General features: G+C 57.4%; 11 protein-coding genes and 1 pseudogene. 11 read left to right on the top strand and 1 reads right to left on the bottom strand.

Translation table 11 applies throughout. The annotated features are described in order from the left end of the window. The 4 genes and pseudogenes from JCM25146_RS25190 to holA form a co-directional block, all read left to right on the top strand. A pseudogene (locus JCM25146_RS25190) lies at nt 1–138 on the top strand (DUF3576 domain-containing protein); the annotation flags it as partial. 67 nt (nt 139–205) lie between these two features. Then, nucleotides 206–2,824, top strand: a complete 2,619-nt coding sequence (leuS, locus tag JCM25146_RS14420) for a leucine--tRNA ligase (protein ID WP_025828886.1) — start codon at nt 206–208, stop codon at nt 2,822–2,824. Next, a complete protein-coding gene (locus JCM25146_RS14415) occupies nt 2,824–3,519 on the top strand; it encodes a lipoprotein (protein WP_025828885.1) in 696 nt (231 codons plus the stop codon). The genes leuS and JCM25146_RS14415 overlap by 1 nt, the downstream gene beginning before the upstream one ends. Nucleotides 3,520–3,537: 18 nt before the next feature. After that, nucleotides 3,538–4,551, top strand: a complete 1,014-nt coding sequence (gene holA / locus JCM25146_RS14410; RefSeq protein ID WP_025828884.1) for a DNA polymerase III subunit delta — start codon at nt 3,538–3,540, stop codon at nt 4,549–4,551. 391 nt (nt 4,552–4,942) lie between these two features. On the opposite strand, the gene JCM25146_RS19835 is transcribed toward holA, so the two are convergent. After that, nucleotides 4,943–5,209: a hypothetical protein gene (locus JCM25146_RS19835; protein ID WP_242401173.1), complete on the bottom strand. Its 267-nt coding sequence runs from the start codon at nt 5,207–5,209 to the stop codon at nt 4,943–4,945. Between the two features lie 503 nt (nt 5,210–5,712). On the opposite strand from JCM25146_RS19835, the gene JCM25146_RS14400 reads away from it, so the two are divergent. The 7 genes from JCM25146_RS14400 (at nt 5,713) to JCM25146_RS14375 (ending at nt 13,442) form a co-directional block, all read left to right on the top strand. Next, nucleotides 5,713–6,699 carry a hypothetical protein gene (locus JCM25146_RS14400; RefSeq protein WP_025828881.1) on the top strand — a complete coding sequence of 329 codons (987 nt, stop codon included), beginning with the start codon at nt 5,713–5,715 and terminating at the stop codon, nt 6,697–6,699. An 80-nt stretch (nt 6,700–6,779) separates the two neighbouring features. After that, nucleotides 6,780–7,163: a hypothetical protein gene (locus JCM25146_RS23050; RefSeq protein WP_199897765.1), complete on the top strand. Its 384-nt coding sequence runs from the start codon at nt 6,780–6,782 to the stop codon at nt 7,161–7,163. Further along, entirely contained in the window at nt 7,115–7,321 is a 207-nt protein-coding gene (locus JCM25146_RS23045; RefSeq protein WP_051544290.1) for a hypothetical protein, read from the top strand. The genes JCM25146_RS23050 and JCM25146_RS23045 overlap by 49 nt, the downstream gene beginning before the upstream one ends. Nucleotides 7,322–7,413: 92 nt before the next feature. Beyond that, nucleotides 7,414–9,390, top strand: coding sequence for a PLP-dependent aminotransferase family protein (locus JCM25146_RS19830; RefSeq protein ID WP_051544288.1), 1,977 nt, complete (start codon nt 7,414–7,416; stop codon nt 9,388–9,390). A gap of 204 nt (nt 9,391–9,594) precedes the next feature. Then, complete coding sequence (gene aspT / locus JCM25146_RS14390; RefSeq protein ID WP_035372742.1) at nt 9,595–11,283, top strand: aspartate-alanine antiporter; 1,689 nt, start codon at nt 9,595–9,597, stop codon at nt 11,281–11,283. Nucleotides 11,284–11,693: 410 nt separating this feature from the next. After that, a complete protein-coding gene (locus JCM25146_RS19825) occupies nt 11,694–12,779 on the top strand; it encodes an MFS transporter (RefSeq protein ID WP_242401172.1) in 1,086 nt (361 codons plus the stop codon). 291 nt (nt 12,780–13,070) lie between these two features. Further along, complete coding sequence (locus JCM25146_RS14375) at nt 13,071–13,442, top strand: HdeA/HdeB family chaperone (RefSeq protein ID WP_025828877.1); 372 nt, start codon at nt 13,071–13,073, stop codon at nt 13,440–13,442. Nucleotides 13,443–13,903 lie beyond the last annotated feature (461 nt).

Genomic DNA, 13,903 nt, shown 5'->3' with positions numbered 1-13,903 from the left:
CGCCTGAGCGTGTTCCGCCAGCTCAAGCAGGATGGCGCATGGTCGATACCCCCCCCGCCCCCAACACCGCGTCCGATATTGACGCGCATTCTCTCCCGCGCACGCAAGCTCCGCGCCGACAACAACAACCAGGACTGACACGCCCACCCGGCCGTGCCTGCCCTTTCGTCTTTCCCCTAGCCTGCAAGCGTAGATCCAGAGTCTCATGTCCCAGCCTTCCAGCCCGTCCCCTTCCTATGACTTCAACTCAGTCGAGCCTAAATGGCAGCAGGCATGGGAAAAAGCCGATATCTTCACCGTTCCGGATGTCCCTCCGGCGGATAAGCCCAAGTATTATGTGCTGGAAATGTTTCCCTACCCCTCGGGGCAGTTGCACATGGGCCATGTACGCAACTACGCGCTGGGGGATGTGATTGCCCGCTACAAGCGCGCACGCGGCTTTGCGGTTCTGCACCCCATGGGGTGGGACGCCTTTGGCCTGCCAGCAGAAAACGCCGCGCGCGAGCGTGGCGTGCACCCGCAGGAATGGACGCTCAACAACATTGCCGCCATGCGCGCCACCCTCCAGCGGCTCGGCTTTTCGCTCAACTGGGACCGCGAGATCGCAACCTGCCTGCCCGAATATTATGGCAAACAGCAGAAGCTGTTCCTCGACTTCATGCAGGCCGGGCTGGTGGAACGGCGCGAAAGCTGGGTGAACTGGGACCCGGTGGACCAGACCGTACTGGCCAACGAGCAGGTGGTGGACGGCAAGGGCTGGCGCTCAGGCGCTCCCATTGAAAAGAAAAAACTCTCCCAGTGGTTCCTGCGCATTACCGACTTTGCCGAGGATCTGCTGGATGGGCTGAAGACCCTTGACCGCTGGCCCGAACGCGTACGCACCATGCAGGAACGCTGGATTGGCCGCTCGGAAGGGGCAAAGCTCACCTTCTCGCTACATGAACCCCCGGTTGGGCTGGATACCAACCTGAACGCGGTGGAAGTGTTCACCACCCGCCCGGACACGCTGTTTGGCATGTCCTTCCTAGCCATTGCGCCGGACCATCCGTTGGCCCAGTGGGTGGCTGAACAGAACCCGCAGGCCGCAGACTTTGTAGCCGAATGCCGCCGCCTTGGCACATCGGTCGAGGCAGTGGAAACAGCGGAAAAACGCGGGTTTGATACAGGCCTGCGCGTCAACCACCCGTTCATGGACAAGAGCTTCCCCATCTGGATCGCCAATTTTGTGCTGATGGACTACGGCACAGGTGCGCTGTTCGGCTGCCCATCGGGTGACCAGCGCGACCTGGACTTCGCCCATAAATACGCCCTGCCAGTTACCCCGGTTGTGCTGCCCGAAGGCAAGGATCAGGCGGAGTTTGCCATCACCACCACCGCCTATACGGGCGATGGCACCATGATCAACTCCGGCTTTCTGGACGGGCAGACCACCGAACAGGCACGCAAAACCGCCATTGCCCGCCTGCAGGATCTTGGCGTGGGCAAAGGTATTGTCAACTGGCGCCTGCGTGACTGGGGCATTTCCCGCCAGCGGTACTGGGGCTGCCCCATTCCGGTCATTCATTGCCCCACATGCGGGGCCGTGCCCGTGCCGGACGACCAACTCCCTGTCAAACTGCCCGAGGATGTCACATTCGACAAACCGGGTAACCCGCTCGACCACCACCCCACATGGAAGCACACCACCTGCCCATGCTGCGGCAACCCCGCCACGCGGGAGACCGATACGTTTGACACGTTTGTGGACAGCTCGTGGTATTTTGCCCGCTTTACCGCACCCCACGCCCCAACCCCCACCGTGCGCGAGGCCGCAGATGGCTGGCTGGCCGTGGACCAGTATATTGGCGGGATTGAGCACGCCATTCTGCACCTGCTTTATGCGCGCTTCTTTACCCGCGCGATGCACCGCACGGGCAATCTGAATGTAGACGAACCGTTTGCGGGCCTGTTCACCCAAGGCATGGTCAGCCACGAAAGCTACAAGGACAGCGCAGGCCACTGGCTCTACCCCGAAGAGGTGGAACGCACGACCGAAGGCGTGGTCAAGCGCGGCACCACCGAGCCTGTAACCGTGGGCCGGGTGGAAAAAATGTCCAAGTCCAAGCGCAACACGGTGGCCCCCGTGGCCATTATCGAGCGTTTTGGGGCTGATACCGCGCGCTGGTTTGTTCTCTCCGACAGCCCCCCCGAGCGTGACATGGAATGGACCGAGGCCGGTGTGGCCGGGGCTGCACGTTTTGCCCAGCGCCTGTTCCGCACGGTCTGCACGGTTGCCGCCAGCGTGCCTGCCACCCCCGCATGCCCGGCTGATATGGACCGCAAGGCCGACACCCTGCGCCGCACCACGCACCGTACACTGGCGGCCGTGACCGAAGCGCTGGAAAGCTTTGCCATTAACGTAGCCGTGGCACGCATTCACGAACTGACCTCCGCTCTGGCGGATGCAGAAAAAGCAGCCAGCGTTGCAGGCATGGATTTTGCACGGCGCGAGGCAGCCCACATCCTATGCCTGCTCTGCGCGCCCATGATGCCGCATCTGGCGGAAGAAATGTTTGCGGCACTGGAACCCAGCGCAGGCCTTGCCGCAACACAGGCATGGCCTACCCCGCTGCCCGACCTGCTGGCCGCAACACAGGTGACCATTGCCGTGCAGATTCTGGGTAAACTCCGCGGCACCATAGAAGCCCTGCCAGACGAAGATGCCGCCGCCGTGCTGGCCCGTGCAGAGGCAGAACCTAACGTGGCACGGCTTCTGGAAGGCAAACGTATTGTCAAACGCGTGCATGTGCCCAACCGCATTGTCAATTTTGTAACGGCAGGCTGATGACCCCGACCCGCTCCTTTTTCTCCCTTTGCAAGGCCACACTGGCCGCAACCGCCCTTATGGCAGCCCCCCTGCTCCTGAGCGGGTGCGGATTCCGGCCTTTATACGGGGAGGAAAAGGGCGTGGTAGATACCTCAGACGAACTCAAGGACGTTTACGTCTCCAATATTCCCGAGCGTTTTGGCCAGCAGCTCCGTCTGGCTCTTCAATCCCAGATGGCCAGCGACGGACCAGAAGACCCGCACAAATACAAACTTGTCGTCCAGCCCAGCCTGAGTGCTGAAGCCATTGATATCCATGGCGACAACACAAGCGGGCGCACGCGCATGCTAGCCTCGGCCACCTGGCAGCTCGTGAGCATAGAGGCCAACCCCCGGCTGCTTGCCCAAGGCAACACTCAGGCCATGGATGGCTATACGAGCAGCTACGAACAGTATTTTGCCCAGACCCTGAACATGGAATCGACCGAAGCCCGCATGGCGCAGGCTTTGGGAGAGCAGGTGACGCAGCAGGTCGCCACGTGGTTTAAAACCCATGCCACCCCGGCTGCCGCACCCAATGACCGGCCAAAGGCATTCTACCCCTCACCCAACGGCATTCCCGAGTCCGAAAAAGCCGCCCCCACGGAGCAGGAGGGGGCTGACGCCATTCCCGACATGGCAACCGGACGCGCCCCGATCGACACCACTTTCTGACACAGGGGCGGGCTGGTCATGAAAATAGACGCCCGAGGCACTGCCCGCGTTCTGAACGACTCCGGAGCGTGGCGTGTTATCCTGCTGCATGGGGAGGATACGGGGCTGATCCGTGAACGCGCCTTGCAGGCTACGCAAAGGCTGGCAGGCACACTGGATGACCCCTTCCGCATTGCCCTGCTGGACAGGGAGACCCATAACCGGCTGGAGGAGGAGGCAACCGCACTCTCCCTTATGGGTGGTCGCCGGGTTGTGCGTGTGCGCGACGCCTCCGATACGCTGCTCAAACCCGTTGAGCATGTTCTTGCCCAGAACACGGACACGCTGGTCATACTGGAGGCCCCCGGCCTTGCCTCGCGCTCCAAGCTGCGCCAGCTCATGGAAAAACAGGCCCAGTGTGCAAGCATTGGCTGCTACCCCGAGGAAGGGCGCACCCTCGAATCCTCCATTACCCAGATGCTGGGCGTACACAATGTGCGCATTGATGCGGACGCCCTGCACTGGCTGGCCGCCCGACTGGGTGCAGACCGCGCCGCCGCACGGAGCGAGGTGGAAAAACTGGCCCTCTATGCGGGGGACACAGGAACACTGGCGCTGGAGGACGTGCGCGCCTGCATTGGGGATGCCGGGAGCGTATCGGTGGAGGATGCAGCGTTTGCTGCAACCGAGGGCAACAGGACAGAAACCGACACGGCCCTTGAGCGTGCCTTGGCCGAAGGTACCGCCCCCATAGCCATTATTCGCGCCTTTATGGGCCATCTGCACCGCCTGCGCCGGGTCCGGGCCGCCATGGCGGAGGGGCAGAGCCGCAGTGATGCGCTCAAGACCCTGCGCCCGCCGGTTTTTTTCAAACGCACGGCAAGCTTTGGCCGCGCGCTGGAGGTCTGGTCCCTGAACGCACTCACCAAAGAACTGGCGGAGCTGCAAGCGCTGGAGCTGGCCTGCAAGCAGACAGGAGCCCCCGATGTGCTGCTCTGCCGCCGCTATATTGCAACACTGGCCGCCCGCGCCGCCCTGTACAGCCGCCGGTAAAGCCCTGCTTTTCCCCTTGTCCGGGGCTTGGGCATTCAGTATACACAAGCGGTGTGTCCGCGTAGCTCAGCAGGATAGAGCACAGGATTCCTATTTAATTGGGCACCATAACTGGAAACATTATGGTGAATCCGCTCAAAGTCGGGGAACGCTACGGCCTGTAAGGGCCTTGCCAATCCCGAGCCAAGCCGCCCTTTGGGGCGGAAGGTGTAGAGACTGGACGGGCGGTGCCTAAAGACCTGTCAACACAGGTCCATGGCAAAGGGACAGTCCAGCCCACAAACGCTCCGGCAACGGAGCGGCTGTGAAAACTGTAGTGGGATGAATCCTGGGGCCGTGGGTTCGAATCCCGCCGCGGACACCAAATTTTCTTTTCCTGAATGTCAAATGCTCACTCAGGGGCCGAAATACCGGGGCACACCTTGGCATGTTGCACACGGTGTATGGCGTCCAGCTTGCCTTTTGCGCGCGCAAGGTGCTCCTGCTTGTCCTCATCCAGCATGCCGGAGAGGGGCACACCCACAGCAAGCACAGTCCATGTGTCTGTCTTATGTGCGCGCCTTTGACTGTTATACAGACCCGAGACCTCATCCCCCTGTTTGAGTTCCGCCTCTTCCAGTTGCGGGCAGGTCAGGCTGGCATAGGCCGTATCGGGCATGTACTGGCCTTGACCTTGTCCGGGCTGGTCGCACAGACTGACAGGGCAACAACCAGTGTCAAAAACAGGTATTTTTCATTTTATCCTCGTGCATAGGGGGGTTTTCCCCCATGCTTTGCACCGCATGCGCATGGATATGTTCGGGAGTTTTCAACCGAACACACTCCAAAAACACAAGGGATCAGCCTTGGGAAAAACCACAAACACAATGTTAAGTATTAAATAACAAGTTACGAAATAATAAACAAATATCATAAAGAATTATGCGTCACAAAAATGTGACACGGACATTCTACCTTGCCGGTTCCGGGGAATAATGCTCTAAAACAAGGTATTATATTTTTCACTCTAGAATGTTTGAGCAAATCCGACATTCTGAAAGGTGACACATGAAACGTGTAGCTGAAAGAATATTGTGTGGCTCTCTCATTTTATTGACAAGTGGTTGCTACAGTATCGGAAGTTATAAACTTGGAAAAGATCAGGACCAATACGCAAGTTCCATGATCGAAGCCGGAAAAAGGCAGACACTCTCCAACCTTGTGCGCCTGCGCTACGCGGATACACCCGGGTTTTTGGATACAACACAGCTGATCTCGGGCTACCAGCTCCAGAGAAATGCTTTTCTTGGTGTTGCATCCGATACTTTTCCCATACGTCCCAATGGCGGCATAGCCGCACAGTTGCAGGAAACACCGACTTTTACCTTCCAGCCAGTGACGGGGGATGCCTACGCCCATAACTTCCTGCGCCCCCTACCGCCTGCCAGCCTGCTGCCGCTGGCCATGGGCGGCCTGCCCATAGATGTTTTGCTGCGCCTGTCTGTGCAGTCCATCAATCTTATGAGCAATAATCGTCCATTTTCTCGTAATGCGGGTGACCTTGATGCCGAGATAGACGCACATAGCGTGGATTTTTTCGGGCTTGTACATGACCTGCGGCTGTTGCAGGCAGCAGGTCTTTTGAACATTCAATTGCAGCAGACACCCGGCGCCAATGGGAAGGAAGGGGAAAGCAGTCGTGTTTTCCTGAGCATTTCCCCAACATCAGACCCCAACCTCTCCACCATTGTGGAAAAAACCAGAAAAGCACTTAACTTCTCTCCAAAATATGACCGGATGGAAGTGGTCTATGGTGTTGGAGCCCCCGCTCCGGGGCAGATCAAACTGCTGACACGCAGCATGCTGAGCATACTTGGCCAGATTGCCTACCAGATTCAGATTCCTGATGATGAGGTCTCCTCCGGCAATACGCGCAAATCCGTGGACAGCACCGGCCATGCGGGCGAAAAACCCCTGATGGACGTACACTCCGGGCGCAAACAGCCTGACAATGCATTTGTCGCCATCCAGTACGACCACTACTATTACTGGATTGAGCGCGGGGATTTTGAAAGCAAGCTGGCTTTTACAATTACCCAGATGCTGCTTGAACTTTCCAAAACAACCCTCAATCCCGGCGCTGTGGTGACCATTCCCGTCAACAAATGACGGGCAGCGCCAGCCCCACCACAAAACCTTAAAAACCGACTTATTTTTCTTCAGTTTTGTATAAAACAGGGAAAACTTCCATGTCTTCCAGCACATCTTGCGACCAGCCCTCACGTTCGCTTATCAGCGCCTCTCTGGCAACGCCCGCCCTGCGCGCGGACCGCTGGCTGGCGGTTCTGGACCTTGCGCGCAAATGGTCGGCAGCCAATGGCGCAGATATTAAAAAAAATCTCTCCGCCGCTCTGGTCAAACTGGATGAGATTGAACGGTTTTTGCTTACCCCGGCGCGCAGCTTCTTGAACGGCTTAAAAGCTTTCTGGGCGAGGATGACAATAGGGCCTTCCTGCGGCTGGCCCAGCGTATTTCCACCACCATTGTCTCGCGCAAATACCACCGGGATGCAGCATCATGGAACATGGATGACCATGATGACGAACCGCTCAACCGCCTGCCGCAGGCCATAACCCACCTTAAAAACACGCCCTATTTTGAAGTACTGAGCGTTGTGCCGCATGCGCCCTCGCGCTGGCCGCTTATTCAGGAAGAAGCACGCGGCGTGCGCCGCCCCGAGGACGATTTTATCTACCAGCCGGTTATTGTCGGCAATGCGCAGGACGCCTGACGGGAATCCTGCTCAACCCCGATATCGGGGCGGTTGTCCTGTACGAAGGGCTTGCAGCCAAAAGTGCGGTAGAAAACCCCCTGCTGGCAGCCTTGCAGAGCATTATCGACTTCTCAACCGTGGGGGATGATGAAGCACTGGTGCTGCAACTGGCGCAGGCGATTAAAAAAATCCGCCCGGAAATGGACATCTACCTGCTGAGCGACAGAAACATCGAAACGCTGGCAGGCAGGCCCGAAAGCCGCTTTTTCAACCGCATTTTCTACCAGATGGAAGAGCCGCTGGAGCTGCACCTCTCCATTCTGGAAGGGATTCGCAACCGGTACAGAACACCGTTTTTTGACAACCTCAAGCGCTATGCACAGCGCCCCATTGCCACCTTCCATGCCCTGCCCATAGCGCGCGGCAAGTCGGTCTTTACGTCCAACTGGATCAGCGACATGGGCGAGTTCTACGGCCCCAACCTGTTCCTGGCCGAAAGCTCCGCCACAACCGGCGGGCTGGACAGCCTGCTGGAGCCAACCGGCAACATCAAGGATGCGCAGGCCATGGCGGCGCAGGCCTTTGGGGCAGAACACGCCTTTTTTGTCACCAATGGTACCTCCACCAGCAACAAGATGGTGCTCCAAGCCCTGCTGGCTCCGGGCGACATTGTTATTCTCGACCGCAACTGCCACAAATCCCACCATTACGGGTGCGTACTGGCCGGGGCGCAGCCTTATTATGTGGAGGCCTTCCCGCTGGTGGAATACTCCATGTATGGCGGGGTGCCACTGCGCACGATCAAACAGGCGCTGCTGGCCCTTAAAGCCCACGGTGACCTTGCCCGCGTTAAAATGGTGGACCTGACCAACTGCACATTTGACGGCCATGTGTATGACACCCGCCGGGTTATGGAAGAATGCCTTGCCATTAAACCCGACCTGATCTTTTTGTGGGATGAGGCATGGTTTGGCTTTGCCCACTGGTCGCCCCTGCTGCGCCAGCGCACAGCCATGGGGGCTGCTGCCAACCTGACCGAATACCTTGCAAGCCCGCAGGCTCAGGCCGCATGGGACAGGCAGGCAGACGCACTGGGGGACACCCCCGATGATGAAACCCTGCTGAACACCCGGCTGGTGCCAGACCCGCGCGCCGTGCGGCTGCGGGTGTACCAGACCAATTCCGTGCATAAATCCATGTCAGCCCTGCGTCAGGGCTCCATTGTGCTGGTCAAGGATGTGGACTTTGACCATGTGGAATCCCAGTTCCATGAGGCTGTATTCACGCATGCCTCAACCAGCCCCAACCTCCAGATCATTGCATCGCTGGATGTTGCCCGCAGGCAGATGCAACTTGAAGGCTACGGGCTGGTCAGCAATGCCTTGCAGATTGCGCTGGAAATTCGCAAACAGATCAACAGCCACCCGCTGATTTCCAAATACTTCCGTGTGCTCAACAATGCGGAAATGATCCCCGACACGTTCCGCACGTCCGGTCTGGCCGATTACAATGACCCCGCACTGAGCTGGGACAAGGCACTCCAGTCCATCAAGAATGACGAGTTCCTGCTGGACCCCACGCGCATGACCCTGTCATGCGGGGCGGCGGGCTTTGATGGCACGACGTTCAAGAACATTCTGGCTGACAAGTTCAACATCCAGCTCAACAAAACATCGCGCAACAGCGTTCTGCTGCAATCCAACATCAACAACAACCGCTCCGATATTGCCTTGCTGATCCGTGTTCTGGTGGATATCGCAACCGATATTGAGAAAAAACTCCTTGATAACGACGATGGATATCAGAAATCCTTCGCAAACAAGGTGCATGAGCTGGTGGACGACCTGCCCGATCTGCCCAACTTCAGCCATTTTGATGACCGCTACCGCGACCAGCCCAACGCCAGCACCCTGCACGGGGATATCCGCCGCGCCTTTTATGATGCGTATAACGAAGCAGAGTGCGAATACATACCGCTGGACAGCCCCGAAATTGCCCAGCGCCTGCAATCCGGCCCGGCCCTTGTGTCCGCCAACTTTGTTATTCCCTACCGCCGGGCTTCCCCATTATGGTGCCGGGGCAGGTGATTACCCAAGGCATTGTGGACTTTATGCGCAAGCTGGATGTGAAGGAGATCCACGGCTTTAACAAAGCTCTGGGCCTTAAACTGCTCAAGCGTGTTCAAACCAAAAGCTGAACAGCCTTCTGCTCCGCTCCCGCACCAGACGTGCGGGAGCATTTTTTTGCATAGACCCGGCAAGACTGTCACTTACGGGTAAAGGAGCTTACACATGACAGTGCACTGGATTGCGGAGACGCTACGCGGCTCTCCTGAACTTGCGATCTTTCTGACACTGGCGATCGGCTTCTGGGTCGGGTCGCTCAAGTTCGGCAGTTTCAGCCTTGGGGCTGTGACAGGCACATTGCTGGCCGGGGTGCTGGTTGGCCAGTTGGACATTGCCATTTCGCCCCAGGTCAAATCCGTCTTTTTCATCATGTTCCTTTTTGCCGTGGGCTTTGGTGTGGGGCCGCAGTTTGTGCGGGGCATTGCCAATGACGGTCTGCCGCAGGCCATTTTTGCCGTCATCATCTCCTTTTTATGCCTAGGGTGCGTGTATGTGGCCGCCATTGCATCGGGCTATGGGCCGGGCATGGCCGAGGGGCTGCTGGCAGGGTCGCAGACCATTTCTGCCTCCATCGGGCTTGCAACTGACGCCATCAACCGCAGTGGCCTGTCGGCGGAGCATACGCAGGCCGAACTGAACGCCATACCCGTAGCCTACGCGGTCACCTATCTGTTCGGCACGGTGGGTACGGGCTGGATACTGGCTTTTCTCGGCCCCAAGCTATTGCGCATCAATCTGGCACAGGAATGCGAGCGCTATGAGCGCGACATGAACATCCGCCCCATGGATGGCGGCGCCAACACGGCCTGGCACAGCTACATCGTACGCGCCTACAAGCTGAAAACTGCTGGGCTAATTGCTGGAAAAACCGTGGAAGATGCGGAAAACTCGCAAAAGACCCGCATTTTTCTGGAAAACCTGCGCCGGGATGGAAAAATCATTCCCTTTGACAACACCACCCTCCTGCACGAGGGCGATATTGTTGCCGTCTCCGGCCCGCATGAAGCACTGGTCTACTGGTCCAACCATGCCGAGGAGGTTGCCGATCAGGAACTGATAGAAATTCCGGTGGAAACGGTTGATATTGTCGTCACCAGCAAAAAGCTGAACGGCCAGCGCCTGATTGACCTGTCCACAGCCCCCTATGCCCGTGGCATTTACATTAACGCCATCCGTCGGGGGTCCATGAATGTGGACATTCCCGTGCTCTCCCAGACCGCCATTAACCGTGGCGACATTATCAACATTACCGGCACCCGCAGGCACGTGGCCGATGTTATCAAAAATGTAGGCTACGCGGACCGCCCGACCAATGTGACCAGCATGGTGCTGGTGGGTGGGGGTATTTTTGTGGGGGGGCTGCTTGGCTCGCTCGTGCTGCCTATTGGGGGGGTGCCTATTACCCTCTCCTCCTCCGGTGGGGCGCTGATCGCGGGGCTTATTCTGGGCTGGCTGCGCGGGGTTACGCCCAAGCTGGGCAATGTGCCCTCTGCCTCCGTATGGTTCATGAACACGGTCGGGCTGAACATCTTTATTGCGGTTGTCGGTATTTCGGCCGGTCCCACCTTTATCAAAGGTCTGGAGCAGGCGGGGGTGAGCGTGTTCTTCTGGGGTGTGTTTGCAAGTGCTCTGCCCATGCTGGTCGCCCCCCTCATTGGCAAATACATCTTCCGCTTTGACCCCGCGATCAATCTGGGCTGCTGCGGGGGCGCACGCACCAGCACGGCCTCGGTCGCCATGGTGGCCGATGTTGCCAAGAGCAACGTGCCGATGCTTGGCTACACAGTGCCTTATGCGGTGAGCAATACCTTACTGACCATGTGGGGACTGGTGATTGTGCTGCTCCTCTCCTGAGCACACAGTCCAGCTCAAACACCGTGTAAACACCACGGCGACACCCGGCGGGCAGCGCCTTTGCCCGCCAATCTAATGGCTATCTGGCCCTGAGCCACCCTGCCGCCACAAGCACCCGGCGGCCCCGCATTGGCCAGATACCGCCCGAAAACTCCCCAAAAACATGGATTACCGCCCGTGCCGTAGCAAGGGCGCACACCTGCCCCCCCAAATTAGGGGATGCACGCACAGCTCATGAGGGCCGCGCGCAATAACTTGTAAAAAACCGGGAAATCCTTTTTATAAATCCGCGACAAATGACTTATTTTAAATATGCATTAACGGAATGACCGCATGCCACCGGCCCCGCAACCCGCACCGTCCTGCCCACAAAAACCGGCGACCGGTAACCAGAACGCCTATATTGTCGCGTGGTTTTTGTGCCTGGTGTTTTACTGGTTGCAGTATTCCACCCGCTCTGCCCCCAGCGTTATGGTGGGCGAGCTGGTCTCGGCCTTTGGGCTGACAACCGTGGGGCTGGGGTCCTGCTGGGGCTGTATTATTACACCTATTCCCTATGCTCCATTATCTCCGGTGCGGCGGTGGACAGATGGGGGGCCAAATACACCATTGCCTTTGGCGCACTGGTGCTGGCCACCGGCACATGCCTGTTTGGCTGGGGGAACGAATGGCTGGCAGCCCTTGGCCGCCTGATGCAGGGCGCAGGCTCGGCCTTTGCCTTTGTAGGGGCTGTGTACCTGGCCGCACGCGGTTTTTCCAAACAGCATCTGGCCACGGCTGTTGGGGTTACCCAGTGCGCTGGCATGCTGGGGGGAGCCATGGGCCAGTCAACCGTGGCATGGCTTATACACGATGTTATAAACTGGCATTTTTTCTGGATTGATACGGGCGGCATGATTGCCATTGTTGCCGTTTTTATATTTTTCCTGACTCCATCCGAGCGCAAGACGGGGGACGCGGCAACACACCCCACGGGCTCCATGTTTGCGCCTTATAGGAGTGTGCTCTCCAACCCGCAGTCCTATTTATGCGGCCTGTGTTCGGGCCTGCTGTTCTTGCCCACAACCGTTGGCAGCATGACATGGGGCATCAGTTTTTTAACCCAGAGCTGGCACATTGGGTACCATGAAGCCGTTATGCGCGCCGCCATGGTGCCGGTTGGCTGGATGGTAGGCTGCCCCGCTCTGGGCTATCTGACTGACCGCATAGGCCGCCGAAAACCCGTTCTGCTCGGGGGCATTACGGTTATGGCACTCAGTGTGGCCGCCATTATTTACCTGCCGGGCAACACCTTTCCGCCCTATGTTCTGGCATTTGTGCTGGGGGTGGCCTCTGGTGCCGCGATGATCCCCTACTCCATTATCAAGGAGGTTAATGCCGATGAGGTAAAGGGGAGCGCCACGGGGGCCATCAATTTTCTGGTGTTTGTCATGAGCGCCATTGTATCGCCCCTGTTTGCCGCGCTTTTGCAGCATTTGGGCCATGGGCAGCCTTAACGGGAGCGCAGTTCACACAAGCATTCAGCTTTGGGCTGGCAGGCATTGTTCTGGCCGGAATACTGACCCTGTTCCTGCAGGAGACAGGGCCGGGCGGCAAACCCGACTGCTAAATGTATTATTCCAGTATTTACATATGAAAATTAAATGAATTTCTGGGATAATACCCCGGATTTATGCATCAAACCCCGCTCTGCATTATGAACATAGAGATTTTTCAGCATAAATATGCCATAGGGCATCCATAACAAAGCGAACTTAGGCATATTAGCCGCCATAAGGAAAAGAACCATGATGCTACGGAATATCACCGTAAAAACCGTTTTTCTTTTAAGCATTGCGCTATTTGTCCCGCATCCGGCAAAAGCCGAAAGCAATGTTATTGGGCTTGGCAATTTTCTGTGTGAAAAATACCTGAAGCTGCTGGACATCAACCCACGCTCGGATGAAAAATTTCTGGCATGGGCTCAAGGGTACATCAGCGGTCTTAGCAATGACCTGACGCAGAGCAACCCCAACATCAATACCAATGACTTTGTGAGCAACATGACTTACGGGTCCGAGAAAATAAAACAGGCCTGTATAGAAAACCCGGAATCCAAGTTCTACACGGCAGTAGAAATAGCTTTCCATGACATTGAAAAACATCAGGGTAACGAATAGTGCTGGCAGCCCCATTTTCAACCTGATTCACAGCACCCGCACACCCCCCGTGAATAACCCTGTGGATAATGTGCATAAACTTCATAGGGCGCACAGACATTTCCCTCTATAAATGGCAGATATCTGCCGTATTGGAGGGTTTGCGCCCATGGTGCACACGCAGCATGGCAACCTGCTGGCAAAACCGGTATTCAAGCAGCAATCATGCCGCACCCATACGGCAGAGACACATGGCATCCTCCCTCTGCACAGGCAAAAAATAAAGACGCCCGTGTTTTGGACAAAACTGTGCCCCCATCGGTCGCGGGGCCAGCAACGCATGAAAGTCCCGCCAAGAGCAGAAGCCTAGCGGGTTCTGAGAGTGACCAGATTGGCCTCGGAATGCCAGATATCCAGTGGCATGGAGATAGTCCTCTCGGTTGAATATCCACTGACCAGACGCGGCAAAACATGCGGCGTTA

Source organism: Acetobacter okinawensis JCM 25146 (assembly GCF_000613865.1).
Taxonomy (GTDB): Bacteria; Pseudomonadota; Alphaproteobacteria; order Acetobacterales; family Acetobacteraceae; genus Acetobacter; species Acetobacter okinawensis.
Note: the sequence above shows the minus strand (reverse complement) of the source record. Positions and strands in the feature narration are given on the sequence as shown.

Bases quoted from the DNA above. Each gene is read 5' to 3' on its own strand.
- leuS (WP_025828886.1), top strand. From the start codon at position 206: ATGTCCCAGCCTTCCAGCCCGTCCCCTTCCTATGACTTCAACTCAGTC.
- JCM25146_RS14415 (WP_025828885.1), top strand. From the start codon at position 2,824: ATGACCCCGACCCGCTCCTTTTTCTCCCTTTGCAAGGCCACACTGGCC.
- holA (WP_025828884.1), top strand. From the start codon at position 3,538: ATGAAAATAGACGCCCGAGGCACTGCCCGCGTTCTGAACGACTCCGGA.
- JCM25146_RS19835 (WP_242401173.1), bottom strand. From the start codon at position 5,209: ATGCCCGATACGGCCTATGCCAGCCTGACCTGCCCGCAACTGGAAGAG.
- JCM25146_RS14400 (WP_025828881.1), top strand. From the start codon at position 5,713: ATGATCGAAGCCGGAAAAAGGCAGACACTCTCCAACCTTGTGCGCCTG.
- JCM25146_RS23050 (WP_199897765.1), top strand. From the start codon at position 6,780: ATGTCTTCCAGCACATCTTGCGACCAGCCCTCACGTTCGCTTATCAGC.
- JCM25146_RS23045 (WP_051544290.1), top strand. From the start codon at position 7,115: ATGGATGACCATGATGACGAACCGCTCAACCGCCTGCCGCAGGCCATA.
- aspT (WP_035372742.1), top strand. From the start codon at position 9,595: ATGACAGTGCACTGGATTGCGGAGACGCTACGCGGCTCTCCTGAACTT.
- JCM25146_RS14375 (WP_025828877.1), top strand. From the start codon at position 13,071: ATGATGCTACGGAATATCACCGTAAAAACCGTTTTTCTTTTAAGCATT.